This window comes from Pseudomonas sp. B21128 (assembly GCF_044218865.1).
Taxonomy (GTDB): Bacteria; Pseudomonadota; Gammaproteobacteria; order Pseudomonadales; family Pseudomonadaceae; genus Aquipseudomonas; species Aquipseudomonas iridis.
In genome coordinates this window covers 3204069-3229995 of record NZ_CP162590.1, presented here as the reverse complement: position 1 = coordinate 3229995, position 25927 = coordinate 3204069, and the positions used below count along the sequence as shown (strand labels likewise).

Genomic DNA, 25927 nt, shown 5'->3' with positions numbered 1-25927 from the left:
CATGGCTTACGCGTCGATTTTCAATGCTGATTTGTTCCGCGGCCAGACCATCATCGTCACCGGCGGCGGCAGCGGCATCGGGCGCTGCACCGCCCATGAACTGGCAGCGCTCGGCGCCCATGTGCTGCTGGTCGGGCGCAAACCTGAAAAGCTGCAAAAAGTCGCCGCCGAAATTGCCGAGGACGGTGGCTGCGCGGATTGGCAGGCTTGCGATATTCGCGATGAGGAAGCGGTCAGACAACTGGTCAGCGAATTGATCGCTGAACACGGGCCGATCCATGGATTGGTCAACAATGCCGGCGGCCAATACCCAGCGCCGTTGGCTTCGATCAATCAGAAAGGTTTCGAAACCGTACTGCGCACTAATCTGGTCGGCGGTTTTCTGATGGCGCGGGAAGTGTTCAACCAGTCGATGAGCAAACACGGCGGCAACATCGTCAACATGCTCGCCGACATGTGGGGGGGCATGCCCGGCATGGGCCATTCGGGCGCGGCGCGTGCGGGCATGGACAATTTCACCAAGACCGCCGCGTTCGAGTGGGGCTACGCCGGGGTGCGGGTCAACGCGGTGGCGCCGGGGTGGATCGCGTCCAGCGGCATGGACACTTATGAAGGCGCGTTCAAAGCGGTGATCCCGACCCTGCGCGAACATGTGCCGCTCAAGCGCATTGGCACCGAATCGGAAGTCAGCGCGGCGATCGTGTTTTTGCTCAGCCCGGCGGCGGCATTCATCAGTGGCAGTACCTTGAGAATCGATGGTGCGGCCAGCCTTGGCAGTCGGGCCTGGCCGCTACACAAGGCGTCTCATAGTGAGTCGTTCAATGGTTTTCACCGGGCCTACCTTCCCGATGTGCTCAAGGACAAGGAGTAAGCCATGGCGCAGATCCAGTCCCGACTCGACCCGCACAGCGAAGCGTTCGCCCGCAACCGTGCGGCGATGCTTACCGCCATCGAGCAAGTGCAACAACTCGAACAGAACCTGCTGAACAAGGCCGGCGAAGCCAAGGCGAAATTCGACAAACGCGGGCAATTGCTGCCCCGCGAACGCCTCAATCTGCTGCTCGACCCCGGCGCACCTTTTCTCGAACTGGCCAGCCTCGCCGGTTACAAACTGCATGACGACAAGGACGGCAGCGCGGCCGGTGGCGGCTTGATCGCCGGCATTGGCTACGTGTCAGGCATCCGCGCGATGGTCGTCGCCAACAACAGCGCAATCAAGGGCGGCACGATTTCGCCCAGCGGCCTGAAAAAATCCCTGCGCCTGCAACAGATCGCCCAGGAGAACAAACTGCCGGTCATCACCCTCGCCGAAAGCGGCGGTGCCAACCTCAACTATGCCGCGGAGATTTTCGTCGAAGGTGCGCGCAGCTTTGCCAATCAGGCACGGATGTCAGCGATGGGTTTGCCGCAGATCACCGTGGTGCATGGCTCGGCTACGGCGGGCGGCGCCTATCAACCGGGTTTGTCGGATTACGTGGTGGTGGTGCGCGGCAAGGCCAAGCTGTTTCTGGCCGGCCCCCCGCTGCTCAAAGCTGCGACCGGCGAAGTGGCGACCGATGAAGAACTGGGCGGCGCCGAGATGCACGCGCAGGTCGCCGGCACAGCCGAATATCTGGCCGAGAGCGATGCCGATGGCGTGCGACAAGTGCGCGAGATTCTGCGGATGCTGCCATGGAACGAGCAACTGCCGTGGCTACCGGAGCCGCAATACAAAGAGCCGCTTTACCCTATCGAAGAACTGCTCGGCTTGATTCCGGACGATCCGAAAAAACCTTACGACGTGCGCGAAATCATTGCGCGGATCGCTGACGAATCGAACTTCCTCGAGTTCAAGGGCGAGTTCGACCAGCAAACCATTTGCGGCCAACTGAAAATCCAGGGTCGGGCCTGCGGCTTCATCGGCAACAACGGCCCGATCACGCCAAAGGGTGCGAGCAAAGCTGCGCAGTTCATTCAACTGTGCGATCAGAGCCAGACGCCGCTGTTGTTCTTCCATAACACCACGGGGTTCATGGTCGGCACCGAGTCCGAGCAGCAAGGGGTGATCAAACACGGTTCGAAACTGATTCAGGCGGTGGCCAACGCGCGGGTGCCTAAACTGACGATGGTCGTCGGCGGCTCCTACGGTGCCGGCAACTATGCGATGTGTGGGCGCGGCCTCGATCCACGGTTCATTTTCGCCTGGCCCAACAGCCGCACGGCGGTGATGGGCGGCGCGCAGGCTGGCAAAGTGTTGCGCATCGTCACCGAAGCCAAACAGCACAAGGATGGTCTGGTACCAGACCCGAAAATGCTCGACATGCTCGAACAGGTCACCGCACAGAAACTCGACAGCCAGTCCACCGCGCTGTATGGCAGCGCCAACCTGTGGGACGACGGCTTGATCGACCCGCGCGACACTCGCACCGTGCTCGGGTACTTGCTGGATATTTGCCACGAAGCCGACATTCGCGCACTGCAACCCAACAGCTTCGGCGTCAGCCGGTTCTGACGGCCACGGATCTTACGGAGAACAATAAAAATGATCTTCACCCCGGAACACGAAGCACTGCGCCGCACCGTCCGCCAGTTTGTCGAACACGAGATCAACCCGCACGTCGACGAATGGGAAAAGGCCGGACGCTTTCCGATCCACGAGATCTTCCGCAAGGCCGGCGACCTCGGCCTGCTGGGGATTTCCAAGCCGGAAAAATTCGGCGGCATGGGCCTTGATTACAGCTACTCGATTGTCGCAGCTGAAGAGTTCGGCACCATTCACTGCGGCGGCATCCCGATGTCGATTGGTGTACAGACCGACATGTGCACGCCGGCGCTGGCGCGGTTCGGCTCGGATGAACTGCGCGAAGAGTTCCTTCGCCCGGCGATCACCGGCGAGCAGGTTGGCTGCATCGGTGTTTCCGAAGTCGGTGCCGGTTCGGACGTTGCCGGGTTGAAAACCACGGCGCGCAAGGACGGTGACGATTACGTGATCAACGGCAGCAAAATGTGGATCACCAACTCGCCGAGCGCTGACTTCATCTGCCTGCTGGCCAACACTTCGGACGACAAGCCGCACATCAACAAGTCGCTGATCATGGTGCCGATGACCACGCCGGGGATCAGCCTCAGCTCGCATCTGGACAAGCTCGGCATGCGCAGCTCGGAAACCGCCCAGGTGTTTTTCGACGATGTCCGCGTGCCGCAACGCCACCGCATCGGCCATGAAGGCGCCGGCTTCATGATGCAGATGTTGCAGTTCCAGGAAGAACGCCTGTTCGGCGCGGCGAACATGATCAAGGGCCTGGAATACTGCGTCGACAGCACCATCGAGTATTGCAAGGAACGCAAAACCTTCGGCAATGCGCTGATCGACAATCAGGTCATCCATTTCCGCCTCGCCGAATTGCAGACCGAAATCGAATGCCTGCGCGCGCTGGTCTATCAGGCTACCGAGCAATACGTTCGCGGCCAGGACGTTACCCGACTGGCATCGATGGCCAAGCTCAAGGCCGGCCGGCTCGGCCGTGAAGTCAGCGACAGTTGCCTGCAATACTGGGGCGGCATGGGCTTCATGTGGGACAACCCGGTGGCCCGCGCCTATCGCGATGTGCGGCTGGTATCGATTGGCGGCGGCGCCGACGAAATCATGCTGGGGATCATCTGCAAACTGATGGGCATCCTGCCGGGGAAAAAGAAATGAGTGGCCTGCCCGAATGCCAGACGCTGCTTTTGGAACTGCATGGCGGTGTGCTGCACATCACCCTCAATCGCCCGGACAGCCGCAATGCGATGAGCCTGCAAATGGTCAGCGAATTGCGCGCGGTGTTGACGGCCGTTCGCGATGACCGTGCTGTTCGCGCGTTGGTGCTCAGCGGTAGCGGCGGACATTTCTGTGCCGGCGGCGACATCAAGGACATGGCCAATGCCCGCGCCGAGGGTGCCGAGGCTTACCGAGATTTGAACCGGGCGTTCGGCGCGCTGCTGGAGGAAGCCCAGCACGCGCCGCAAGTGTTGATCTGCGTGCTGCAAGGCGCGGTGATGGGCGGCGGATTTGGACTGGCCTGTGTCAGCGACGTGGCGATGGCTGATCACAAGGCCCAATTCGGTCTGCCGGAAACCAGCCTCGGCCTGCTGCCGGCGCAGATCGCGCCGTTTGTGGTGCAACGCATTGGATTGACTGAGACACGCAGACTGGCGTTGACCGCCGCGCGCTTCGATGGTCATCAGGCGCGGCGTTTGGGGGTCGTGCATTTTGTCGAGCAGGATGCGCAAGCACTGGCCGAGCGGCTGGATGAGGTGTTGCAGCATGTCTTGTGTTGCGCGCCGGAGGCGAATGCGGCGACTAAAAAGCTGTTGTTGGCCAGTGCCGGGCAACCATCGAGTGAGTTGCTCGATGAAGCGGCGCAGTGGTTCAGCGAAGCGGTGAGCGGCGCCGAAGGCATCGAGGGCACCATGGCGTTCATGCAAAAACGCAAACCGGGCTGGGCCACCTGACCCTGTGGGAGCGGGCTTGCCCGCGAAGAGGCCAGATCATCCAGCATAAAACCAAGGGGAAAAAGCCCATGCCCGCCATCCACAAAATCCTGATCGCCAACCGCGGTGAAATCGCCTGCCGTATCCAGCGCACCGCACAGGCCCTGGGCTACCGCACCGTCGCCGTCTTCAGCGACGCCGACGCCGATGCGCTGCACGTAAAAATCGCCGATCAAGCCGTTCGCGTCGGGCCGGCACCCGTGCTGCAGTCCTACCTGAACATTCCGGCCATCCTCGACGCCGCTCGCCGCAGCGGCGCCGATGCAATCCACCCTGGCTATGGTTTTCTCTCGGAAAACGCCGAGTTCGCCCGCGCCTGCGAACAGGCCGGCCTGATCTTCATCGGCCCGAGCGCCGAGGCGATCGAATTGATGGGCAGCAAACGCCTGTCGAAACTCGCCATGCTCGACGCCGGCGTGCCGTGCATTGCCGGCTATCAAGGTGCAGCGCAGGACGACGCCACCTTGCTGAGCGAAGCCGAACGCATCGGCTACCCGCTGATGATCAAGGCCAGTGCCGGTGGTGGCGGTCGCGGTATGCGGCTGGTGCACAACGCTGCGCATTTGCCGGCGCAACTGCGCACGGCACGTTCTGAAGCCCTGAATGCATTTGGCAGCGCCGAATTGATTCTCGAACAAGCGCTGATCGACCCGCGGCACGTCGAAGTGCAACTGTTTGGCGATCACCACGGCAACCTGATCTATCTCGGCGAACGCGACTGTTCGATCCAGCGTCGCCACCAAAAAGTCATCGAAGAAGCGCCCTGCCCGGTGATGACCGCCGAGTTGCGCCAAGCCATGGGCGAAGCCGCACTGAAGGCCGGCCGCGCAGTGAATTATGTCGGCGCCGGCACCGTGGAGTTTTTGCTCGACGCCCGCGGGCAGTTCTACTTCCTCGAGATGAACACCCGCCTGCAGGTCGAGCACCCGGTGACCGAGTTGATCACCGGACTCGATCTGGTCGCCTGGCAATTGTCGGTGGCCGAGGGGCGGCCTCTGCCGTTGACGCAAGCGCAAGTCCAGCTCAATGGCCATGCCATGGAAGTGCGGCTTTATGCTGAAGATCCCGCGCAAGATTTTCTGCCGCAAACCGGGCGCATCCAGGGATGGGAACCCGCGTTGCAGCACGGCGCGCGAATTGACCATGGTTTGCATGAAGGTCAAACGGTCAGCCCGTTCTATGACCCGATGCTCGGCAAACTGATCGCTCACGGCGCCACCCGTGAAGAGGCCCGGCGCAAACTGCTGCGCGCGGTGCAGGACACGGTGTTGCTGGGCGTGCAAAGCAATCAGCGCTTGCTCGAAAGTCTGTTGCAACATCCACAATTCATCAGCGGTGAATTCAGCACCGGATTCATTCCCCAGCATTTCAGCGATCACCAAAGTCTGCACATACACACGCCGAGCGCCGAAGAACTGGCCATCGCTGCCGTGCTGTTTTATCTGGCATCGGCGCAACGACACCGCGCGCCATTGAGCGGCTGGCGCAACAACGCCAGCGCACCGCTGCATTATCGGCTGGGTCTTGACGAGCAGAACTGGACCGCGCAACTGCTCAGATGCGCGGGGGATGTGATTGAGGTGCAAGTCGCTGAACGCGCCCTCGAACTGAAACTCATCGATCACAGCACAGGCTCGGTAACACTCGAAATCGATGGCTTGCGCCAACGCCACGCCTATCGCCTCGATGCCGGGCAACTCTGGCTGTTCACCCATCCCGGCAGTCTGCACCTGGAGGATCGAACTCACGCGGTGATCGGCAGTCAGACCAGCGTCAGTTCCGGCACCTTGAAGGCGCCGATGGACGGTGCCATTGTCGACGTACTCGTCAGCGAAGGCAGTGCGGTCAGCAAGGGTCAATTGCTGGTGGTGCTGGAGGCAATGAAAATGGAGCATCCGCTCACGGCCGGCATCGACGGCGTGCTCAAGCGGGTGCAGGTCAAGGTCGGCGATCAGGTAAAAAATCGTCAGGTTCTGTTGCAGGTCGAGTAGTCGCCCGAGCGCATCCGCGGGGTTTGACTACGCTCTGAATTATCAGAACGCGGAAATCAGGAACCCTGCGATGCCACACTGGCTGGTCATTGATTTGGAAGCTACCACCGACGAGGGCGGCTGGCCGGTCACGGAAATGGAAATCATCGAGATCGGCGCCACGCTGGTCGATCGGGCCGGGCGCGAGCAAGATCACTTTCAACGCTTCGTCAAACCGACACGACGCCCCTTGTTGACGCCCTTCTGTCGCCAGCTCACGCACATTACCCAGGCCAATATCGACGCGGCACAGCCCTTGGATGAAGTGTGGCCGGCGTTCGAACGCTGGCTTGCTCAGCATCAGTCGCGCCTGGAAGGCTGGGCCAGTTGGGGCGATTACGACCGCAAGCAGTTGTTGCAGGAATGGCAACGCCTGCAAATCGACAGTGGATTGGGCAAAGTGCCGCACATGAACCTCAAGCAACGCTTTGCCAAAGCCCGGCGTCTGGAGCGCCCGCTGGGGCTCAACGGTGCGCTTGCACTCGCTGGCATGCAGTTCAGCGGCCAACAACATCGGGCATTGGAAGACGCGCGCAATACGGCGCGGCTATTGCCTTTGGTATTGCCACTCTAGGGTCAATTCTCGACTTGCCGGACAGGCGCCGGGCAGGTGACGGCGTTGAAAGCCTTGTGCATACTGGCCGCCCCACTTTTTAGCCCTTTTCGAGGAATCGCCCATGTTTAAAGTCAACGAGTACTTCGACGGCACCGTCAAGTCGATCGCCTTTGGCACCGCTGAAGGTCCGGCGACCATCGGCGTCATGGCCCCGGGCGAATACGAATTCGGCACTGCCCAGCGTGAAATCATGCACGTGGTGTCCGGCGCACTGACGGTCAAACTGCCAGACAGCACCGACTGGGAAACCTTCGCCGCCGGCAGCCAGTTCAACGTACCGGCCAACAGCAAGTTCCAGCTGAAAGTCGCCGTCGACACGGCTTACCTGTGCGAATACCGCGGCTAATCAGCTGGTTTTGAAGCGCCAATAAAAATGCCCGTGTCCAAGGACACGGGCATTTTTTGTTTCAGTGACGGGTTACTCGAGAATCTCCACCGGCATTCCGACCTCAAGACGGCCGTTGCTGTCATTCACCAGGTTCTGCCCGAACATCGCACCGTCAGCCTGAGCGCGGGTCTTTTGCAGCGTCGCCAGCGGTTCGCGGTCAGCACTGCGCTCACCGGTGTGCGGGTCGATGGTGGTGAGGATGCAGCGTGAGCATGGCTTGACCACGCGGAACTCGACGTCGCCAATGCGAATCCGCTTCCAGCCATCCTCGGCATACGCCTCACTGCCTTCTATCACCAGATTCGGCCGAAAACGCAGCATTTCCAGCGATCGTCCGACCTCCTGCGACAATTGCTGCAGCGATGCCTCACCGATCAGCAAAAGCGGAAAACCGTCCGCTAACGCGACCTGATCGTCATCCCTGCCAAAACCGGCTTGAGTCATACGCGCGCGATCCGGGGGCATTTGCACCAGACGAGTCGGCTTGCCAATAAACTCACTGACCCATTGCGCCGCCTCATCACCTGCATCTGGCACCCGCAAGGTGTCTCGCCAAATGGTCACGCCGCGAAGTTCGGCGTTGTTACTTGGCAAGTCGATCTCGATCGAAGCACGTTCGGGCGCACTCAGGGTCAAGCCGCCTCGGGCATTCCACAGCGCCGACAGCTGGCTCATTTTCGCTTCGGCGCGCTGAGTCAGGAATCGGCCGCTGGCTTCGTCCACCAGCATCCAGCGTCGATCGCCATCGAGCCCCAGCTTGTCCAGGCCGATCCCTTGCAGAACCTCACCCTTGCCGGATTTCAATGGATAACGATAAAGCGCGCTCAGACGCAGCATGGCCAGCTCCCTGGTGGGCAAAAAAAGCCACCCTATACGAGCTGCTCAGGGAATCAAAGAGCAAACTGTGGGAACGAGCCTGCTCGCGAAGAAGGACTCACATCCGACAAAACAAATGGCCGGGACTATCGCATCGCGAGCAGGCTCACTCCTACAGGTTCAAACGGTGGTGTGATCAGGCTGGTACTTCATCAAGCATCAGGCGCTGGCGCACCACATCGACCAGCTTGTCCGGCTGAAACTTGGAGAGGAAGTTGTCGCAGCCGACCTTCTTCACCATGGATTCGTTGAAACTGCCGGACAGGGATGTGTGCAGCACCACGTACAGGCCGCGCAGGCGTGGGTCATTGCGTATTTCGGTAGTCAGGCGATAGCCGTCCATTTCCGGCATTTCCGCGTCGGTGAACACCATCAGCAATTTGTCGGTCATGTTCACGCCGGTGTCGGCCCAGGCTTTGAGCATGTTCAGCGCCTTCAAGCCGTCGCTGGCAATGTGCATTTTCACGCCGAGCTGTCCAAGGGTGTCACGCAACTGCGAGAGCGCCACATTGGAGTCGTCCACCAGCAGCACTTCGCGGCCACGGGCGCGCTCCAGGACCGGATCATCGAGTTTTTCGCGCGAGACCTTGGCGTTGTACGGAACGATCTCGGCGAGCACTTTCTCGACGTCGATGATTTCCACCAGTTGATCGTCGACCTTGCTGATCGCCGTCAGGTAGTGCTGACGACCGGCGCTGGCCGGTGGCGGCAGAATGGCTTCCCAGTTCATGTTGACGATGCGATCTACACCACCAACGAGGAAGGCCTGCACCGAGCGGTTGTATTCGGTAACGATGATGGTGCTCGTCGGGCTCGGCACCAATGGACGCATGCCGATCGCTTGCGAAAGATCGATCACCGGCAACGTCTGCCCGCGCAGGTTGACCACACCGCAGACATACGGGTGACGCTGAGGCATCAGGGTCAACTTCGGCAGTTGCAGCACTTCCTGAACCTTGAACACGTTGATCGCAAACAACTGGCGCCCGGCCAGTCGAAACATGAGAATTTCCAGGCGATTCTCACCCACCAGTTGCGTGCGTTGGTCTACCGTGTCGAGAATGCCGGCCATCAATGACTCCTGGGCTTGTTCTGATGAATTCACTAAGAGGGGTTATCGGCTACGAATGCCGAATCTTGATCCCCACGGAAATCGCTTTCAAAATGCCATATCGAGGCATTGATGTCACATTAACATCATGCTTTACTGGCGCTGAGTTTTTCATCTGCTAAAGTCTTTGCGGCGCGACCACGGTTTGCACTGTAGGTTCCCGCGTCTAAGGGATTCCCCTAGTAACAATCAGGCCCAACCTGATATTCGCAATATCCAATAGCCATTAATGTGACGCCATTCTCATTGCATGAACGGAGTCAGGCTATTGTGTGCGATCGCAGTTCAGCGGAAACAAACCCTCTGGAACCTCTCAGTCGGTGCTCCTGCACGTCTGGGCGCGATCTCCCGACGATCCACGATCGTCGTCACACACGGCATCCCCTCAGTAGCCATGATGTTGTGGAGATAAGCATGCCGATCGACCGTAAAGAGTGGGCGCAACGCTTTCCCGAATTTCTTGTCGAGGCCGAAACGCTCTTGGCCAAGTCCGAAGAATGCCTCAGCCATCTGCAGATGATCAGCAACGACAAGGACGCTATCGATTGCATGCTCAGCACCCTCCTCAAACTCGCAAGCAGGGCTGAAGCCCTGGCGCTTGAGGCGATTTCCGAGTTTTCCCTGCATATCTACGGGCTGCTCAATCTGGCACAGGACCACGTGGATCTGCACGAACAGGCCCTGGATGCGCTTAAGGAATGCTTCACACTGATGGCCTGGCAGCTTGAGCTGGTCGATCATAAAACCGGGCAACTGAGCCTCGATAAAACCGAACAGACCTCACTGCTCGAAGCGTTTGCCTCTCACATCGGGCAAACTCAGTTTCAACCCGCGCTGAAAACCAAACGTTTGCCATTGCTGAACTATTCGGAACGACAGGCCTGATTCAGCATGACGGTGATCGACGAGGTTGCCGGCCCCCTCATTGTCGTCATTTCATCGCGCGTGCCTGTCAGCGACAAATCGAATAAATAATCACACCGGACAACAGCGAGTAGTTCCTGCCGGGCTAAGGGTTTGCCTGTGTCTTAAGAGTTCCAACTTCTGGCAATACGGATATCAATCGAACTCAATAAATCGATATTTCCATTATGGAACTCGCGTCCAACATTCCGTATTTCCTGACCCATTGGGCATATATAGCAAACGCGACCAACGGTATCTTAAGTGGTATTATGCCGCCCATTAAATGCTTCCTAGTTAATGGCACAGTGACTCCAGAGAAAGGCATCCACCCGAAGTTGGAGATCCTGTACATTCACTGACTCACGTTGAAATCCTTAACATCATTGGCACCCTTTACAGACAGAGATCCGCCAGCCACTGGCCGGTCTACCCGCAGCGAACATCTATTGGCTCCATCCGTTATGTACGCCAGCCTCAAGTCAATCACTACATGGCCTCCCTCCCGAGAAAACGCGCGTCGGTTCACACTCATCCTGTGCATCGCGGCAGCGCTTGGCAGCCTGCTGACCTACGGGTTTTCCGCGCAACTTTATCTGGGAGTTCTGCTGCTTAACATTGCCGCCACCGCCTGTGTCTGGGTGCAATATCGGCTGTCACGCAAATCGATAAAATTCCAGCCACAGGAACTTGCTGACCGTCTGCTGGAAGTCCAGGAAAACGAGCGTCACCGGCTCAGCCGCGAATTGCACGATGATATCGGCCAATTGCTGACCGCCGCCAAGCTGCAAGGCGACTGGCTCAAACGACGCATGCCGGAAGATTTGCAGGAGCACTGCACCACACTTTGCGAAACCCTCGAAGAGACGCTGAACAAAGTGCGCGATGTATCGGCCATTCTCAATCCCCGCCAGTTGACCAGCCTCGGCCTTGAGGCCAGCCTGCGAGCGCATCTGCTCAAGACAATGACCAACACCAGCGTGCACTGGAGTCTCGATTGCCAGCAGCGCCTCAATGGCATTCCGGAAGAAATGGCGGTTGCCGCTTTCCGCATCACCCAGGAAGCCGTCACCAATATTTTGCGTCATGCCCAAGCGAAGAACCTGCTGATTCGTGTGCAGCGCCTGCCGAAAGGCTTGACCCTGCTGATCAGTGATGACGGTCTGGGATTCGCACCGGCCGCCAATCCGGGTCGTGAAGGACAGCGGGGCATGGCCGGGATGGCCGAACGGATCGAGCAATTGGGTGGCACCCTGAGCGTTACCAGCGAGCCGGGCAAAGGCACTCAAATCGAAGCACTTTTCCCCTGGGCGCCGCGAGCACTCGAGCGGGCCAGTACGAATAAGGTTATGCGTTGACTTGCAACTTACTTCTGGTGGATGACCACTCGCTGATCAGGGCCGGCGTACGCGCTCTGGTATTGGATATTCCCGGTTACGCGGTTATTGGCGAAGCCAATGACGGCTCGCAACTGCTCGAAATGGTCGAGCAGCTCTGCCCCGATATTGTGCTGCTGGATATTTCCATGAAGCAAACCGGCGGCCTGGAAGCTCTGCAACGACTCAAGCAGGTGCGGCCACAGAGCAAAGTGCTGATCCTGTCGATGCACACCGATCCTGCATTGATCATGCAAGCACTTGAATCCGGCGCTTACGGCTATCTTCTTAAAGACACTACGGCCACCGAACTCGAACACGCGCTGGAAGCCTTGCGCAATAACGAGCGTTACTTGAGTCCGGCCATCGCTCACACCGTGATCAATCAGGCACTGACTCGCAATCAAAAGCAGCCCGAAACCGCCGACTCGCACAACCTCACTGCCCGACAACTGGAAATCCTGCGACTGATCGTGCGTGGGAAATCCACCCGGGAAATCGCCAATGGCCTGGGCTTGAGCATCAAAACGGTCGAGACCCACCGCTCGCAGATCATGAAGCGCCTGCAGATCTACGATGTGGCGGGCTTGGTGCTGTTCGCTGTACGCGAACAGATCATCAGTCTGGACGATTAAGCGCCAGATTTTCGCTCAACAGCGGCGAGTCCTTAGGCAGGTGAATCTGCAACGCCGCCGGGCGCGCCTCGAAGCGCATGCTGTCGCCCTCCAGGGGTTCCCCGTCAAGATTGATGTAAAGCCCCTCGGCTACCTTGATCTCAACCCAAGGCAATCGGGTTCGGACAAACATACTGTCGATGCCGAATCCATCGCTGAGCAGGTTTTTCAATGTCCCCACCAATTCCTGTGGCGCTGGCAGGATGCTGATATCCAGCAGCCCGTCGTCAGCCACCGCCTGCGGGCATAAAACATGCCCGCCGCCAGCTTGGCGACCATTGCCGATGCCCAATGCCAGCAGCTCGCCGCTCCAGTGGAAATCCGGCCCCTGCAGCTCGCCATAAGCGGCGTGCAGTTCGCTGAATCGGGACAAACCAGTGAACAGGTAGGCCGCCCCGCCCAGTACCTTTTTCAGATCCTCTGAAGTATTGGCCGTAACCTGACTGCCAAACCCGCCAGTGGCCATGTTGAGGAATATTTGCCCGCCCACTTCACCCAGATCAATGTCATGCGGCGGTACATCGAGGAGTTCAAGCGCCTCGGCCGGCTCCAGCGGAATCCCCGCTGCGCGGGAAAAATCGTTTGCGGTACCCAATGGCAAAAGGACAAGACTGGCTTTTCCCGGGTGGGCCGCGAGGGCTTCGGCGATGTCGCGCAACGTACCGTCTCCGCCGCCGGCAATAATTTTCGTGTACCCGTCCGCCAATGCTTGCTCGACCCAGCGCTGGGCATCCCCCGCCTCCCAGGTCAGGCGCACCGCCAATTCCCAGCCTTGCTCGCGTTTGTCCTCGACCGCGGTGCGAACCGCCTCGTTGAGTGCCTGCTTGCCATGCAGAATCAACAGTGCCCGGCGTTCACTCATAGCGTCACTCCCTGAATCGAATCGGTTGAAACATCTTGACCATCGTGGCGCGCAAAAAAGCCCTAAGAATGACAAATAATTCCTTCGTCCGGCCAAGGCGTCCTACACAGCGGTATTTTTTCTTACAAAACATGAGGAATCGGCTCAATTGACCCGGTATGACAGTTGGTTCACCGTGTGCGAGCGGTATCAATCATCAATCCGAAAACACAAGGACGTGCATGTAATGAGAGGTTACTCCAAGGCTTTTAACAACTGGAAAGAAGGCAAATATTGCAGGCAGGGGTTTGAAGCAGCAGATGGATGTTTCCATGCCAGGTCGTGAAGCCAGAAAGCCAGTGAATCCGATCGCACCCCTCGCCGAATGTCGTGCGAATCACCCGTCCGATTTCAAGAAGACCACTGGAGAAGTTGATATGGAACCACGTGTGACCGAACTGGAAACCCACCTCAAATATATTCGACGGGACATGGACGAAGTCCGCATTGACGTCAAAAACATCAAACACCGTCTGGCTTACTCGGCGGGGGCAACCGCCGTAGTGATGGGCCTGCTGGGTTGGGTGGCCAACAGCCGATTCGACCAGCTGGTTACCCTGCTAAGCCATTGACCGAATGAAACATTGCAGGCACCGGCTGGATCAGCCCACGCCTGCATTTGCGAGACAGGATTCAGCCCAAGAGCTCACTTAGCGGGATGAAGACGACTTCATCTCCTTCGAGCAGAGTGCGTCCCTCCTGCACTTCCACCAATCCGTCTGCCCACGCGGCACTGCGCAGCACGCCCGAGCTCTGGTTGCGGTAAATAGTCGCCCGCCCTTGCTCAAGACGGCCCCGCAGGTATTCACGCCGATTGCCGGCGACAGGCCAGACAAAGCCTGCTGGTACCGTGAACTTCAGAGGCTCGACGTCCTGTACCCCCTGACGTCGCAACAGATATGGCCGAGCCAGTAACGCAAACGTCACCAGCGTCGAAGCCGGATTGCCGGGCAACCCGATAACCGGCACGTTGCGGAAATGGCCGAACGTCAGCGGTTTTCCAGGCTTGATCGCTAGCTTCCAAAGGGCCAGTTCTCCTTCTTCTCGTAAGGCGATACCGAGAAAGTCAGCCTCCCCCACCGAGACGCCACCGGTGGAAAGAATCAGATCAACATCCTGTAACTCACCCAAACGGGCACGGGTGGTGGCCAGATCATCCGGCAGAATGCCGGCGTCGATCACTTCGCAGCCCAGGCGCTCCAACCAACTGCACAGCAACACCCGATTGCTGTTGTAGATCTGACCCGGCCCCAGTGGCTGCCCCGGCTCGACCAATTCGTCACCGGTGGAAATCACCGCCACGCGAACCTTGCGCACAACCTTGACGCCGGCACAGCCCAGCGAAGCAACCAAACCCTGCTCTATCGCGCCAAGCCGGGTTCCGGCCGGCAAGATCAACTCGCCGACCGTGGTTTCCTGGCCTTGCGGGCGAATGTTCTGGCCAATCTTCATCGGCTGGATGAAGCGCACGCTTCCGTCGGCCTGAACCTCAGCATTTTCCTGCATTTCCACGCAATCGGCGCCTGGCGGTACCGGTGCTCCGGTGAAAATCCGCGCGCACGTGCCAGGTTTCAGGGCTTGCGGAGACTGCCCAGCGAACACCTTTTGACTGACCGTCATGGTTTCGCCCGTCCAGTCGGCCAGGTTCAGGGCATAACCGTCCATTGCACTGTTCGGCCAAGGTGGCAAATCCAGGGTCGAAATGAGGTCTTCGGCCAGCACTCGACCCTCGACCTGCGCCAGCGGCAAATATTCTTGCTCGGCAATCGGTGCCGCTTCGGCCATTTCCAGCAGACGTGCCAGCGCTTCTTCGACGGGCATCAGCGAGCCCGTCTTGCCCGGCTTACCCACGGGATTCACAAGGCGCGGCCTGTTTCAGATGAGGGACGAAATTGCATGGACGGTGACGAGCGTCCAGTTGCTCACCGAGAATGCCATCCCAACCCGTGCGCACGGCGTTGGTCGAGCCGGGCAGACAGCAAACCAGCGTACCGTTGGCCAGACCGGCCAGCGCACGGGACTGCACGGTAGAGGTGCCGATATCGGCCACCGAAATCTGTCGGAACAACTCGCCAAACCCATCCACTTGCTTGTCGAGCAGGCACGCCACAGCTTCCGGCGTACTGTCGCGGCCGGTGAACCCGGTGCCACCGGTAATCAGCACAACCTGCACCACATCGTCGGCGATCCAGTTGGCGACTTGCGCGCGAATTTTGTATAGATCATCTTTAAGCAGGACCCGCGCCGCCAGATTGTGGCCGGCCGCTGCCAGGCGGTCGACAAAGACCTGGCCTGAGGTGTCGGTTTCCAGAGTACGGGTATCACTGACAGTCAGCACCGCGATATTGAGCGGCACGAAAGGTACATCAGCCTTGGCTTTCATAGGCTCGTCCAGTTGTAGGAGAAACGGTGCGGTGTTATATCACAGCGCCCTGTTTTTTCGCCGCCCGTGTGGAGAGCTGCCATGACCTTTGATACGCAACTGCCGCCCTGCTCCATTCTGCTCCTGGCGGGCGGGCGCGGCCAACGCATGGGCGGCCAGGACAAAGGTCTGGTGCAATGGCAGGGCGAACCGTTGATTGCGCATTTGCAGCGCAAAACCCGTCCGCTGACCGATGACCTGATCATTTCCTGCAACCGCAATCGCGAGCGTTACGCGCCGCTGGCCGATCAATTGGTGGAGGATGACGAAGGCGACTTTCCAGGACCGTTGGCCGGTATTCGCGCAGGCCTGAAAGCCGCGCGACATTCGCACCTGTTGGTACTGCCTTGCGATGTCCCGCTGATCGACGATGCGTTGCTGCAAGGCATGCGCGAGTCCGCCAATCAGAATCCTGAAAAACCTTTAATGGTGTGGCATGACGAACATTGGGAACCCCTGTTGTGTGTGATTCCGGTAGCCCTTTCCCCGGCATTCGAAAACGCCTGGAACGCTGGCGAACGCAGCCCCGGCCGGGTCATGCGCGGGCTCGGTGCCATGGCGCTGAAATGTCCCGACAACGATCCGCGACTGGCTAACCTCAACACTCCCGAACTGTTAAATGCTCACAACACTGTGTCAGACTGACACTATTCAAGGAACTCTCACGCCTTGTGTACGTCTCAAGCTCAGTAACCAAAAGAATTCCCATTCGGAGACACACTCATGACCCAACGGACCCTCGCCACTTTCATGCTCGCACTGGGCCTTGCTACCCTCGCCGGTTGCTCCTCGCCTACAGTGATCACCTTGAATGACGGTCGCGAAATCCAGGCCGTCGACACCCCGAAATACGATGACGATTCGGGCTTCTACGAGTTCCAGCAACTGGACGGCAAAGAAACACGCATCAACAAGGATCAGGTTCGTACTGTTAAAGAGCTGTAAGCTCAACGGCGACACCGGACACAAAAAAGCCCGCATTGATTGCGGGCTTTTTCATGGACGCGCCAAAAGTTGCAACGACATCACCACTGCAAAGTGATACGACTTTCGAACTCGCGCTCCACACCAGTGACCGGGTCGATAAAACGCAAGCCTTGCGCCAGAAGCTTCAACGGATGAGCGTAGTCATCCTCAACGTCCTTCAGTGCGTCCGGGTAAAACGGGTCATTGCAGATACTCGCGCCAAGCGCTGTCATGTGTACCCGAAGCTGATGTTTTTTGCCGGTCACCGGGTACAGGCCATAACGCCAAAGGTCGCCGTTTTTTTCCCGAACTTCTACCGCCGTTTCGGTGTTGCTGACCCCGGGCCCTTCCTGCATCCGGAAAAACGGTTCGCCATCGACCAGACGGCTTTTGTGCACCAAGGGAAAATCGAGTCCAGGCAATGCCGGGGCAATGGCTTCGTAGCGCTTGTCGATCTGTCGCGTGGGGAATAGCGATTGATAGGCGGAACGGGTTTGCGGGTTGGCCGAGAAAATCACCAGCCCCGCGGTATGCCGGTCGATCCTGTGCAAGGGCACCAGATGGGGATTGTCCAGACGCCGGATCAGCCTGCGCAGCAAGGTCTGCTCTACGTACTCGCCCGCCGGCGTCACTGGCAGGAAATGCGGCTTGTCAGCGACCACCAGGTGCTCATCGGCATAGAGAATCGACTCGACCACAGGAATCGGTTTTTCGTCCGGCACTTCGCGAAAATAGTGAATGCGCAGGCCTTCCTTGTAGGGCAAATCCAGCGCGATCGGCTGACCATGAGCATCCAGCACCCGCCCCCGAGCAATCCGGTCCAGCCACTGCTCGCGTCCAATGGCGCTGAAATGCTCGCACAAGCAATCGAGTACGGTCAGCCAGGCGCCGGGCGGCAGATAGAGCGTGCTGGCCTGATTCTGTGCAGCGGAAAACGTTGATGTGGACATATGAAATTCGAACCCTCAAGGCAGGCCGGCATTATCCAGCACTGAGGGAAACGAACCTAGCGCAGAATCCTCAGGCCGGAATCGATTTGAGCGCCGCCGCGTCGGTGAACTCCTTGAGCCAGCGCAACACGTCGACAGCTTCCCAACGACCCGGGTCATACAAGGCGTACATCAGCCCCTGATACCCGACCACGTCCAGTTGCTTGTGATAACCGGCGCGCTGAAACAAGGCTTCGATCTCTGCAAAACACGTATTGAAATGCAGCTTGTTGAATGGCGTCTTGCCTTCCGTGACCAGCCCGTCCAGGCGCAATTCCAGAACGGCCTCGCGCACCACGTCAACCGACATCCGGTTCACGCTGTTCTTCAACTGTTCGACATTGACCACGGTTCGTCCCTCTGACCCAATTACTGTATGAACATACAGTAACCGAATAAGCCGGGAAGTGCCAAGGGATGGATCTGTGCTGGCGACCAGCGGGCGCTGCACGGAAACAGGTTAACTCAGGAAATTCACAACCTCGTCGGCGCTGAATGGCCAGTCAAGTTCCGCTCCGGTGTCGACTCGCCGCAGCACCGGAATCCGAAGGCTATAAGCTTCATACCAGGATTCGTCTTCGGCGATATCCACCAGTTCAACCAGCAGGCCGTGTTCGACGAGAGGCATCAGCTCAGCTTCAGCAACTTCACACAGATGACACCCGAGGGTGCCGAACAGCTGACATTCAGGAGGCATGATTGCTCAACCACAAATTGATCCGCCCATTCTAGGCCGCCACTGAAAACCCGTCGAGCCACCGCCGCCCAAAGGTTTGAGCGCATGTGCAACCGCTCTCGCGCAAAACCCTGATGCAAATCAGCGCACGCAAAAGACGATTACGCGATGCTTTCGGTTTTTTTGCTTCTACGCTTGAGAAGCCAGAGCCTGACCTCGGAGTGTCTAGTGTTTGCCAACCTGTTGATCATCCTCGCCTCATCCCTGGTGGTGATTGCACTGTTCCGTCGCCTGCGGCTGCCACCCGTATTGGGCTATCTGTGCGTGGGATTGCTGGTCGGCCCCAATGCATTCGATTGGGTCAATGAGAGTGAACATCTGCCCGACGTGGCGGAACTGGGCGTGGTGTTCCTGCTTTTTTCCCTCGGCCTGGAGTTTTCCCTTTCAAAGATGATCGCCATGCGCCAATTGGTGTTTCGTCTTGGCAGTCAGCAAGTATTGATCAGCACGGCACTGCTGGGCCTGTTATTGATGCTCTTGGGCATGCCGATAACGCCAGCGTTTCTGCTTGGCGCCGGGCTTGCGCTGTCCTCCACGGCGATCGTGACCAAGGAGCTGGGCAGCCTCGGTGAGGTGTTCAGCAGCCACGGCCAGAATGCGGTCGGCGTCTTGCTGTTTCAGGATGTGATGGCGGTGTTGCTGCTGACCCTGGTGCCGGTTTTCGCCGGCAGCAGCGACCAGGCCTGGTACTGGGCATTGCCACTGACGCTGGCGAAAACTGTGGTGTTGTTTGTCGGTCTGTTGCTGGCCAGTCGTTGGTTACTGCCCCGGCTGTTCCACGAAGTCGCGGCCTCACGCTCGGCAGAATTATTTGTGCTGTTGGCACTGGTGATTGTGCTGCTCACCGCGTGGCTGACTCACTTGCTCGGTCTGTCTCCCGCCCTGGGTGCTTTTCTGGCCGGCATGTTGCTGGGTGAAAGCCATTACCGGCATCAGATCGAAGCCGATATCCGGCCCTTCCGCGACATTCTGCTCGGGGTGTTTTTTGTCAGCATCGGCATGCTGATCGACCTGCAATTGTTCGTCACCGACGGCCTGTTGATCCTCGGGCTGACTATCGGCTTGATGATCATCAAAGGCGCCGTGGTGGCGTTGTTGGTGAAGTGGCGTGGCAGTGACAGTGAAACCGCATGGCGCAGTGGTCTGGCACTGGCTCAGGGAGGCGAATTCTGCTTCGCGCTGATGGCGCAGATGCAACAGAACAGCATGCTGCCCGAAAAGCTTGGCGCCTTGCTGCTTGCAGCGACGTTCTGCTCGATGCTGCTGACACCCATCCTGTTACGCGCCGCCCCACGCATCGCCACGGCCCTGCACCGCAAACCCAATGAGGAAGCACAGATCGAGCACATCAGCGCGCTCAACGCCGGCCTCGACCAGCATGTAGTGATATGCGGATACGGACGGGTCGGTCAATCCATCGGCCGCTTCATGCGCAACGCAAAGCAGCCTTACATCGCTTTGGACAATGACCCGGTGCGGGTACAGGAAGCCGCCACTGAAGAAAGTGACGTGCATTACGGAGACTCATCCCGCGCTGATTTGCTCACCGCCGTCGGCCTGCTACGCGCAAAACTGCTGGTGATTGCGGTGGATCAAACCGACGTTGCCCTGCGCATTCTCAAGGAGGCACGTCGCCTCAATGATCAAATACCGATCCTGGTACGCACCCGCGACGACAGCCAACTGGCCGAACTCAAAGCCGCCGGCGCCAGTGAAGTGGTGCCGGAGCTGTTGGAATCGAGCCTGATGCTCGGCTCTCACGCCTTGATCATGCTCGGCTTGTCAGCGCGCCAAGTACAAGAGAAAGCCGATCAAGTGCGAAGAGACCGTTATCGTCTGCTGCACGGCTTTTATTCCGGAGCCGATGATGAAGAAACCTAATCCTGGCTCACCGCGCCGATCTTGTGCACGGACAGGTCGGCACCGTAATACTCTTGTTCCTGACTCAGGCGCAGCCCATGCAGCGCCTTGATCACGCCGTACACGACCAAACCACCGATCATCGCCACCGCCACGCCCAGTCCGGTGCCGATTATCTGGCTGATCAGGCTGACGCCGCCAAGCCCGCCGAGCGCGGTCTGGCCGAAAATCCCGCAGGCCATCCCGCCCCACACGCCGCACAAACCGTGCAATGGCCACACGCCCAGCACATCGTCGATGCGCCACTTGACCTGCGCCGCTGTAAAGCACCAGACGAACAGCGCGCCGGCGATGACCCCGGTCACCAGGGCGCCGACCGGATGCATCAGATCGGAACCCGCGCAGATCGCCACCAATCCGGCCAGCGGACCGTTATGCAGAAAGCCTGGGTCATTGCGTCCGACGATCAACGCCGCCATGGTGCCGCCGACCATCGCCATCAACGAGTTGACCGCCACCAGGCCGCTGACGCCTTGCAAGGTCTGTGCGCTCATCACGTTAAAGCCGAACCAGCCGACAATCAGAATCCACGAGCCCAATGCCAGAAACGGAATGCTCGATGGCGCGAAGGCCACCAGTCGCCCGTCGCGATAACGCCCGTTGCGCGGACCCAGCAACAGCACCGCCGCCAGCGCCAGCCAACCGCCCATGGCGTGCACCACCACGGAACCCGCAAAATCATGAAACGCGGCGCCGAACCGAGCCGTCAGCCAGGCTTGCAGACCATAGTTGCCGTTCCAGATCATCCCTTCGAAAAACGGATAGATGAACGCAACGATCAGCGCCGTGGCGCACAACTGCGGAACGAAGCGCGCGCGTTCGGCAATGCCCCCGGAGATAATCGCCGGGATCGCCGCAGCGAAGGTCAGCAGGAAGAAAAACTTCACCAGTCCATAGCCATGATCGGCACTCAGCACTGCTGCCGGCTGCATGAACGTCACGCCGTAAGAGATCCAGTAACCTATAAAGAAATAGGCCAGGGTCGAGACAGCGAAATCGCTGAGAATCTTCGACAGCGCGTTGACCTGGTTTTTCTGGCGTACCGTACCGACTTCCAGAAAGGCGAAACCGGCATGCATCGCCAGCACCATCACCGCACCGATCAGGATGAACAACGTATTGGAGCTGTGAACCAATGTTTCCACAGCGCTTTGCAGATTTTCCATAAAGAGGCAGACCTGAAAGATAAAAAGGCACCAAAGCAGTTCATGCACAGATTTCATGCACCAAGTTGCGCCCGCACAGACATGAAACCGAGGTTCCGATGAACCGCTTTGGCGCACAAGATCGATGGGCTGGCACGAACCGGGATAATTTGCGTCAGGCTTTTGCGTCCTGTACGCCCGGCAACAGCGCACGACTGACCACCGACGCACCACGACACAGCAAAAGTTGTACCAGTCATTTGTACTGAACCTTCACGCAAGGCTCATACTCGAACGATTCAGAAGCCACATATACGGAGATCCACCCATGGCCAGCATCAAGGCAAAGACTGCTCAAGACATCCTGATGAACGACTTCCAGACTCTGGTTGCCGACACCGAGCGCTTGCTCGAGCACACCGCCACTCTGGCCGGTGATCAGGCAGATGAGCTGCGTGCACAGATCCACGACAGCCTGCTGCGTGCACGCGAAACCCTGAAGCTGACCGAAGACACTCTGCGCGAACGCGGTCAGGCAGCCGTCACCGCCACCGAAGACTACGTGTCGGCCAATCCTTGGCAGTCCGTGGGCATCGCTGCCGGTGTGGGCTTTTTGATCGGTTTGCTAGCTACTCGGCGCTGATTATGTCGATCGGTGAATCCGGCCCGACTGCGGGCACCTCATCCTCCACGCGGCGTCTGGGCGCCGCTGTCCTTGGCTTGTTGCACAGTCATGTCGAGTTGTTCGGCATCGAACTGCAGGAACAGAAAGCACGCACGGTCAGCCTGTTGTTGTTCGCAGGTCTGGCTTTGGTGTTTGCCCTGCTGTTGCTTGTCGGCTTGTCGACGCTGGTGTTGATCGTATTCTGGGACACCTATCGCCTGCCTGCGATCATCGGCCTGTGCGTGTTCTATACTCTTGCAGCAGCTTTCTGCGGATTGCGCCTCAAGGCTGCGGTGTTCGATGAATCCTCACCCTTCCATGGCACACTCGAAGAGCTGGCCAACGACCGGGAGCGCCTGCTGCCATGAGCCTGCCTGAACTTCCACATAACAGCTCACGTCGAGAAATGCGCAAGACACTGATTCGCCTGCGCATGGAAATGCATCGGCAGGAAATCCGCCACGAAGCCGGGCAAGTGCTGCAACCTCTGCAGCGCATGCGTGGCATGTCGCAAAACCTGCAAGGCGGATTCGGGATCAAACACGCGCCGTTGTGGGGTGTTGCCGCGGTCACGCTGTTGGGTTTTGTCACCGGTAAAGGCGCGAAAAGCGGCGGTGTCGGTGGCCTGACTCGACTGATTCGCCTGGGGACCAGCCTTGGGCCACTGATCAGACTGGTCATGCAGAGTTCCGGCAAGCGCTGAACTGACGTATCTGGCTACATTCTTGCAATGTCGGCGGGATTAACCTCTTTACCTGGAGGTTCAATCCCGCGTGCCTACCCGGTCGGCGGGTTCACTCAGAACAACAACGACTAAGGAGGCCTCGTGATCGACGGGCAACCGCTCGCCTGCTTTCAACCCTTCATCGATACCGCCACCGGACGTATTGCAGGCGTCGAAGCACTCGGCCGTCTGCGCCAGGCTGATGGACAACTGACATCGGTCGGGCCGTTGTTCGCCGATCCGCGTACGCCGGCCATCGCGCTGCGGCGCCTCGACCGCCAGATCCGCGACAACGCCTTGAGCCGTCTGCACGAAGCCCCGGCAGACTGGTTTCTCAGCCTGAACATGTCGCCCCACTGGATCAGCCGCCTGCGCCCCGACCAGGCGCTGCCCAGCCTCAAACAAATGGCGCGACACGATGTCGATCCGCAACGCATCGTGTTCGAGATCACCGAACTTGGCGGTAACAGCCAACGTCTGGCCGAAGTGGTTGGGCGCTATCGCAAGGCGGGGGCGAGAATCGCCATCGACGATTTTGGCGCCGGTCACTCGCAGCTCGATCGGGTGCTGGCCCTGCAACCGGACATTCTCAAACTCGACATGCGCCTGTTTCAGGCCGCCGCTAGAGGCGGGCCGAGCAGCGACGTGGTCAAGGCCCTGGCGCAAATGGCCGAGAAGACGGGCTGCTGGATCATTGCCGAGGGCGTCGAGACCGAGGCACAACTGAATTTTGCCCTGGAATGCGGATCGCGTTATGTGCAGGGTTTCCTATTCGCGCGGGCGCAAGAGGCGTTCTTTGCCCCCGACGCGTTTGTGCAACGTTTTGCCGAACTGCGCCAGCGTTACGTTCAGCAAAAGCTCACCGAGCGAGGACGATTGATGCAGATGCGCCATCAACTCAGTGAATTGATGGCGATCCTGCAGAACTGGGCACACGCTCGTGCGCCACTCAGCGCATTACCGCAACTGGACGCTTTCCCATGGCTGCTGCGGTTTTACCAATGCGATCGCCATGGCACGCAACTGACCCCCAATCTGGAATGGCGCCACGACGGCTGGGTGTCCGATGACCGCTATCTGGGGCACAACTGGTCGTGGCGTCCGTACTTCTACCATTTGCTCGCCGAAGGCTGGGAGGAACGGCGCCTGACCCTGTCCAGCACCTACCGTGATGCCACCAGCAACCAGTATTGCCTGACGGCCGGGCAGTTTTTCGACAACGGTGAGCGGTTGCTGTTGATCGACATTGATGCGGCGGGACTGTAGTTCCACTTGCAGGCGCAGACCTGAACCCGGAAGCTAGGGCAATTCATCCATCAGACGGAGAGAATCAGCCTTGGATTGGCAAACCCTGCTCAACCGCGAACGTCTAGGAAAGCCGCTGCACAGCCCGCAGGAACTTGGCCGCAGCCCTTTTCACAAAGATCATGACCGCATCATTTTTTCTGGCGCCTTCCGCCGCCTGGGCCGTAAAACCCAAGTGCACCCGGTTACCAGCAACGACCACATTCACACTCGCCTGACCCACTCGCTGGAAGTCAGCTGTGTGGGCCGCTCGCTGGGAATGCGCGTCGGCGAAACACTGCGCAGTGCGTTGCCACAATGGTGCGATCCGAGTGACCTGGGCATGGTCGTGCAATCGGCCTGCCTGGCTCATGACATCGGCAACCCGCCGTTCGGCCATTCCGGTGAAGACGCGATTCGCCACTGGTTTCAGCAAGCGGCCGGGCGCGGCTGGCTGGATGGCATGAGCGAAGCAGAGCGCGGCGACTTCCTCAATTTCGAAGGCAATGCCCAAGGTTTCCGCGTGCTCACTCAGCTTGAGTACCATCAGTTCGACGGCGGTACGCGCCTGACTTATGCCACCCTCGGCACTTATCTGAAGTACCCGTGGACGGCTCGTCACGCGGACTCCCTCGGTTACAAGAAACACAAGTTCGGCTGCTATCAGAGCGAACTGCCGCTGTTGGAGCAGATTGCTCACAAGCTTGGCCTGCCACAACTCGAAGATCAGCGCTGGGCGCGTCATCCGTTGGTGTACCTGATGGAAGCCGCCGATGACATCTGCTATGCGTTGATTGATCTCGAAGACGGCCTTGAGATGGAGTTGCTGGAGTACGCCGAAGTCGAATCGCTGCTGCTCGGACTGGTGGGCGATGACCTGCCGGAAACCTATCGTCAGCTTGGCCCGCAGGATTCGCGGCGGCGCAAACTCGCGATCCTGCGCGGCAAGGCCATCGAACATCTGACCAATGCAGCGGCGCGGGCCTTTGTCGAGCAACAGGACGCGTTGCTGGCCGGAACGCTGCACGGCGATCTGGTCGAGCACATGCATGGCCCGGCCAAGCGCTGTGTGTTGAACGCCAAGGACATTGCGCGCAAGAAGATCTTCCAGGACAAACGCAAGACCCTGCACGAAATCGGCGCCTACACGACGCTGGAGATCCTGCTCAATTCGTTTTGCGGCGCCGCACTGGAACAACACAATGGACGCACCCCGTCGTTCAAGAGCCGGCGCATCCTCGATCTGCTGGGCAACAACGCGCCTGACCCGCAAGGCTCACTGCACACGTCATTTTTGCGCATGATCGATTTCATCGCCGGCATGACCGACGGCTACGCCAGCGACATGGCGCTGGAAATGACCGGTCGCTCCAGTCACTGACTTCGCCCCGTTCAGCTGGCCGCAAACCCCGGCCAGCTGAATGCAAGGTGCCCACTTATCTGCACGATGACATTGAACGGCAAACTCTTCGATTCATGACGCAATGCAACCACTAAATACCATCGGCCAACTTGCCAGATCTCACTAAACTTAAACACTATTGAAAAAGCCAATTACAACCAGCATTTGCAAAACGAAAAAGGCGAACTATAAGCCAATACGATTCCTGCACTTCCTTACGCTTAACCCAGTTCAGCTGTAGTCTTTTTCCTTGTTAAATGTAGGAATTATCCGATAACACGACTGGAG

At 58.9% G+C, this 25927-nt stretch carries 28 protein-coding genes; 19 read left to right on the top strand and 9 right to left on the bottom strand.

What is annotated here, in order from left to right:
• The first annotated feature begins 1 nt into the window (after position 1).
• The 7 genes from AB4P91_RS14435 to AB4P91_RS14405 all read left to right on the top strand — a co-directional run bounded on the left by AB4P91_RS14435 (position 2) and on the right by AB4P91_RS14405 (position 7504).
• The gene (locus AB4P91_RS14435; protein WP_150686748.1) at positions 2-871 is read left to right on the top strand and encodes an SDR family oxidoreductase; all 870 of its coding nucleotides are present in this window, start codon (positions 2-4) and stop codon (positions 869-871) included.
• Positions 872-874: 3 nt separating this feature from the next.
• Entirely contained in the window at positions 875-2491 is a 1617-nt protein-coding gene (gene atuC, locus AB4P91_RS14430; protein WP_395603045.1) for a geranyl-CoA carboxylase subunit beta, read from the top strand.
• Between the two features lie 30 nt (positions 2492-2521).
• On the top strand, positions 2522-3679 hold the full coding sequence (gene atuD, locus AB4P91_RS14425; protein ID WP_150593186.1) for a citronellyl-CoA dehydrogenase: 1158 nt from the start codon (positions 2522-2524) through the stop codon (positions 3677-3679).
• Positions 3676-4473, top strand: coding sequence for an enoyl-CoA hydratase/isomerase family protein (locus AB4P91_RS14420; RefSeq protein WP_150593185.1), 798 nt, complete (start codon positions 3676-3678; stop codon positions 4471-4473). The genes atuD and AB4P91_RS14420 overlap by 4 nt, the downstream gene beginning before the upstream one ends.
• Positions 4474-4541: 68 nt before the next feature.
• Positions 4542-6503, top strand: coding sequence for an acetyl/propionyl/methylcrotonyl-CoA carboxylase subunit alpha (locus AB4P91_RS14415; protein ID WP_150593184.1), 1962 nt, complete (start codon positions 4542-4544; stop codon positions 6501-6503).
• A gap of 70 nt (positions 6504-6573) precedes the next feature.
• Positions 6574-7116: an exonuclease domain-containing protein gene (locus AB4P91_RS14410; RefSeq protein WP_395603044.1), complete on the top strand. Its 543-nt coding sequence runs from the start codon at positions 6574-6576 to the stop codon at positions 7114-7116.
• A 103-nt stretch (positions 7117-7219) separates the two neighbouring features.
• Positions 7220-7504 (top strand): pyrimidine/purine nucleoside phosphorylase, encoded by a 285-nt coding sequence (locus tag AB4P91_RS14405; RefSeq protein WP_003183665.1) that lies wholly within the window; start codon positions 7220-7222, stop codon positions 7502-7504.
• A 72-nt stretch (positions 7505-7576) separates the two neighbouring features.
• Here AB4P91_RS14405 and AB4P91_RS14400 read toward each other — a convergent pair whose 3' ends face one another.
• On the bottom strand, positions 7577-8383 hold the full coding sequence (locus AB4P91_RS14400; protein ID WP_395603043.1) for an MOSC domain-containing protein: 807 nt from the start codon (positions 8381-8383) through the stop codon (positions 7577-7579).
• A 175-nt stretch (positions 8384-8558) separates the two neighbouring features.
• Positions 8559-9494, bottom strand: a complete 936-nt coding sequence (locus tag AB4P91_RS14395) for a chemotaxis protein CheV (RefSeq protein ID WP_150593181.1) — start codon at positions 9492-9494, stop codon at positions 8559-8561.
• Between the two features lie 453 nt (positions 9495-9947).
• Here AB4P91_RS14395 and AB4P91_RS14390 point away from each other — a divergent pair, with 453 nt between their 5' ends.
• From AB4P91_RS14390 to AB4P91_RS14380, 3 genes are all read left to right on the top strand, one after another.
• Positions 9948-10418 (top strand): hypothetical protein, encoded by a 471-nt coding sequence (locus tag AB4P91_RS14390; RefSeq protein ID WP_150593180.1) that lies wholly within the window; start codon positions 9948-9950, stop codon positions 10416-10418.
• Positions 10419-10900: 482 nt separating this feature from the next.
• Positions 10901-11794 carry a sensor histidine kinase gene (locus AB4P91_RS14385; protein ID WP_150593238.1) on the top strand — a complete coding sequence of 298 codons (894 nt, stop codon included), beginning with the start codon at positions 10901-10903 and terminating at the stop codon, positions 11792-11794.
• On the top strand, positions 11791-12447 hold the full coding sequence (locus AB4P91_RS14380) for a response regulator transcription factor (RefSeq protein ID WP_150596185.1): 657 nt from the start codon (positions 11791-11793) through the stop codon (positions 12445-12447). Before AB4P91_RS14385 ends, AB4P91_RS14380 begins: the two co-directional genes overlap by 4 nt.
• On the opposite strand, the gene yegS is transcribed toward AB4P91_RS14380, so the two are convergent.
• Positions 12431-13348, bottom strand: coding sequence for a lipid kinase YegS (yegS, locus tag AB4P91_RS14375; RefSeq protein ID WP_395603042.1), 918 nt, complete (start codon positions 13346-13348; stop codon positions 12431-12433). The genes AB4P91_RS14380 and yegS overlap by 17 nt on opposite strands.
• Before the next feature lie 311 nt (positions 13349-13659).
• Here yegS and AB4P91_RS14370 point away from each other — a divergent pair, with 311 nt between their 5' ends.
• Complete coding sequence (locus AB4P91_RS14370) at positions 13660-13959, top strand: hypothetical protein (RefSeq protein WP_191627767.1); 300 nt, start codon at positions 13660-13662, stop codon at positions 13957-13959.
• A 61-nt stretch (positions 13960-14020) separates the two neighbouring features.
• On the opposite strand, the gene glp is transcribed toward AB4P91_RS14370, so the two are convergent.
• On the bottom strand, positions 14021-15247 hold the full coding sequence (glp, locus tag AB4P91_RS14365; protein ID WP_395603041.1) for a gephyrin-like molybdotransferase Glp: 1227 nt from the start codon (positions 15245-15247) through the stop codon (positions 14021-14023).
• Positions 15231-15770: a molybdenum cofactor biosynthesis protein B gene (moaB, locus tag AB4P91_RS14360; RefSeq protein WP_150593175.1), complete on the bottom strand. Its 540-nt coding sequence runs from the start codon at positions 15768-15770 to the stop codon at positions 15231-15233. The genes glp and moaB overlap by 17 nt, the downstream gene beginning before the upstream one ends.
• A gap of 81 nt (positions 15771-15851) precedes the next feature.
• Here moaB and mobA point away from each other — a divergent pair, with 81 nt between their 5' ends.
• Both mobA and AB4P91_RS14350 read left to right on the top strand, forming a co-directional pair.
• A complete protein-coding gene (gene mobA / locus AB4P91_RS14355; protein ID WP_150593174.1) occupies positions 15852-16454 on the top strand; it encodes a molybdenum cofactor guanylyltransferase MobA in 603 nt (200 codons plus the stop codon).
• 78 nt (positions 16455-16532) lie between these two features.
• Positions 16533-16754, top strand: coding sequence for a YgdI/YgdR family lipoprotein (locus AB4P91_RS14350; protein WP_016770600.1), 222 nt, complete (start codon positions 16533-16535; stop codon positions 16752-16754).
• A gap of 80 nt (positions 16755-16834) precedes the next feature.
• Here the strand turns inward: AB4P91_RS14350 and AB4P91_RS14345 are convergent, their stop codons facing one another.
• The 3 genes from AB4P91_RS14345 to AB4P91_RS14335 all read right to left on the bottom strand — a co-directional run bounded on the left by AB4P91_RS14345 (position 16835) and on the right by AB4P91_RS14335 (position 18461).
• Positions 16835-17725, bottom strand: a complete 891-nt coding sequence (locus AB4P91_RS14345; protein ID WP_395603040.1) for a pseudouridine synthase — start codon at positions 17723-17725, stop codon at positions 16835-16837.
• A gap of 70 nt (positions 17726-17795) precedes the next feature.
• On the bottom strand, positions 17796-18113 hold the full coding sequence (locus AB4P91_RS14340; protein ID WP_042560239.1) for a transcriptional regulator: 318 nt from the start codon (positions 18111-18113) through the stop codon (positions 17796-17798).
• A 111-nt stretch (positions 18114-18224) separates the two neighbouring features.
• Positions 18225-18461 carry a glutaredoxin family protein gene (locus AB4P91_RS14335; protein WP_042560240.1) on the bottom strand — a complete coding sequence of 79 codons (237 nt, stop codon included), beginning with the start codon at positions 18459-18461 and terminating at the stop codon, positions 18225-18227.
• A gap of 207 nt (positions 18462-18668) precedes the next feature.
• Between AB4P91_RS14335 and AB4P91_RS14330 the strand changes: the two genes are divergently transcribed.
• Positions 18669-20381 carry a cation:proton antiporter gene (locus AB4P91_RS14330; RefSeq protein ID WP_395603039.1) on the top strand — a complete coding sequence of 571 codons (1713 nt, stop codon included), beginning with the start codon at positions 18669-18671 and terminating at the stop codon, positions 20379-20381.
• Here the strand turns inward: AB4P91_RS14330 and AB4P91_RS14325 are convergent.
• Entirely contained in the window at positions 20378-21586 is a 1209-nt protein-coding gene (locus AB4P91_RS14325; RefSeq protein ID WP_395603038.1) for an ammonium transporter, read from the bottom strand. The two genes, AB4P91_RS14330 and AB4P91_RS14325, sit on opposite strands and share 4 nt — an antisense overlap.
• Before the next feature lie 307 nt (positions 21587-21893).
• Here AB4P91_RS14325 and AB4P91_RS14320 point away from each other — a divergent pair, with 307 nt between their 5' ends.
• The 5 genes from AB4P91_RS14320 to AB4P91_RS14300 all read left to right on the top strand — a co-directional run bounded on the left by AB4P91_RS14320 (position 21894) and on the right by AB4P91_RS14300 (position 25618).
• On the top strand, positions 21894-22208 hold the full coding sequence (locus tag AB4P91_RS14320) for a YqjD family protein (RefSeq protein WP_042560243.1): 315 nt from the start codon (positions 21894-21896) through the stop codon (positions 22206-22208).
• 2 nt (positions 22209-22210) lie between these two features.
• A complete protein-coding gene (locus AB4P91_RS14315) occupies positions 22211-22597 on the top strand; it encodes a phage holin family protein (RefSeq protein ID WP_150593170.1) in 387 nt (128 codons plus the stop codon).
• Positions 22594-22932 carry a hypothetical protein gene (locus tag AB4P91_RS14310; RefSeq protein ID WP_150593169.1) on the top strand — a complete coding sequence of 113 codons (339 nt, stop codon included), beginning with the start codon at positions 22594-22596 and terminating at the stop codon, positions 22930-22932. Before AB4P91_RS14315 ends, AB4P91_RS14310 begins: the two co-directional genes overlap by 4 nt.
• Before the next feature lie 123 nt (positions 22933-23055).
• Positions 23056-24219, top strand: a complete 1164-nt coding sequence (locus AB4P91_RS14305; RefSeq protein ID WP_395603037.1) for an EAL domain-containing protein — start codon at positions 23056-23058, stop codon at positions 24217-24219.
• A gap of 70 nt (positions 24220-24289) precedes the next feature.
• Positions 24290-25618 carry a deoxyguanosinetriphosphate triphosphohydrolase gene (locus tag AB4P91_RS14300; protein ID WP_042560247.1) on the top strand — a complete coding sequence of 443 codons (1329 nt, stop codon included), beginning with the start codon at positions 24290-24292 and terminating at the stop codon, positions 25616-25618.
• Positions 25619-25927: the final 309 nt, after the last annotated feature.

Coding starts and splice junctions, on each gene's coding strand:
- AB4P91_RS14350 (WP_016770600.1), top strand. CDS start 16,533: ATGACCCAACGGACCCTCGCCACTTTCATGCTCGCACTGGGCCTTGCT.
- AB4P91_RS14385 (WP_150593238.1), top strand. CDS start 10,901: ATGTACGCCAGCCTCAAGTCAATCACTACATGGCCTCCCTCCCGAGAA.
- AB4P91_RS14335 (WP_042560240.1), bottom strand. CDS start 18,461: ATGCCTCCTGAATGTCAGCTGTTCGGCACCCTCGGGTGTCATCTGTGT.
- atuD (WP_150593186.1), top strand. CDS start 2,522: ATGATCTTCACCCCGGAACACGAAGCACTGCGCCGCACCGTCCGCCAG.
- AB4P91_RS14435 (WP_150686748.1), top strand. CDS start 2: ATGGCTTACGCGTCGATTTTCAATGCTGATTTGTTCCGCGGCCAGACC.
- AB4P91_RS14345 (WP_395603040.1), bottom strand. CDS start 17,725: ATGTCCACATCAACGTTTTCCGCTGCACAGAATCAGGCCAGCACGCTC.
- AB4P91_RS14390 (WP_150593180.1), top strand. CDS start 9,948: ATGCCGATCGACCGTAAAGAGTGGGCGCAACGCTTTCCCGAATTTCTT.
- AB4P91_RS14320 (WP_042560243.1), top strand. CDS start 21,894: ATGGCCAGCATCAAGGCAAAGACTGCTCAAGACATCCTGATGAACGAC.
- mobA (WP_150593174.1), top strand. CDS start 15,852: ATGACCTTTGATACGCAACTGCCGCCCTGCTCCATTCTGCTCCTGGCG.
- yegS (WP_395603042.1), bottom strand. CDS start 13,348: ATGAGTGAACGCCGGGCACTGTTGATTCTGCATGGCAAGCAGGCACTC.
- AB4P91_RS14405 (WP_003183665.1), top strand. CDS start 7,220: ATGTTTAAAGTCAACGAGTACTTCGACGGCACCGTCAAGTCGATCGCC.
- moaB (WP_150593175.1), bottom strand. CDS start 15,770: ATGAAAGCCAAGGCTGATGTACCTTTCGTGCCGCTCAATATCGCGGTG.
- AB4P91_RS14395 (WP_150593181.1), bottom strand. CDS start 9,494: ATGGCCGGCATTCTCGACACGGTAGACCAACGCACGCAACTGGTGGGT.
- AB4P91_RS14315 (WP_150593170.1), top strand. CDS start 22,211: ATGTCGATCGGTGAATCCGGCCCGACTGCGGGCACCTCATCCTCCACG.
- AB4P91_RS14420 (WP_150593185.1), top strand. CDS start 3,676: ATGAGTGGCCTGCCCGAATGCCAGACGCTGCTTTTGGAACTGCATGGC.
- AB4P91_RS14410 (WP_395603044.1), top strand. CDS start 6,574: ATGCCACACTGGCTGGTCATTGATTTGGAAGCTACCACCGACGAGGGC.
- AB4P91_RS14415 (WP_150593184.1), top strand. CDS start 4,542: ATGCCCGCCATCCACAAAATCCTGATCGCCAACCGCGGTGAAATCGCC.
- AB4P91_RS14325 (WP_395603038.1), bottom strand. CDS start 21,586: ATGGAAAATCTGCAAAGCGCTGTGGAAACATTGGTTCACAGCTCCAAT.
- AB4P91_RS14310 (WP_150593169.1), top strand. CDS start 22,594: ATGAGCCTGCCTGAACTTCCACATAACAGCTCACGTCGAGAAATGCGC.
- AB4P91_RS14370 (WP_191627767.1), top strand. CDS start 13,660: ATGCCAGGTCGTGAAGCCAGAAAGCCAGTGAATCCGATCGCACCCCTC.
- AB4P91_RS14400 (WP_395603043.1), bottom strand. CDS start 8,383: ATGCTGCGTCTGAGCGCGCTTTATCGTTATCCATTGAAATCCGGCAAG.
- atuC (WP_395603045.1), top strand. CDS start 875: ATGGCGCAGATCCAGTCCCGACTCGACCCGCACAGCGAAGCGTTCGCC.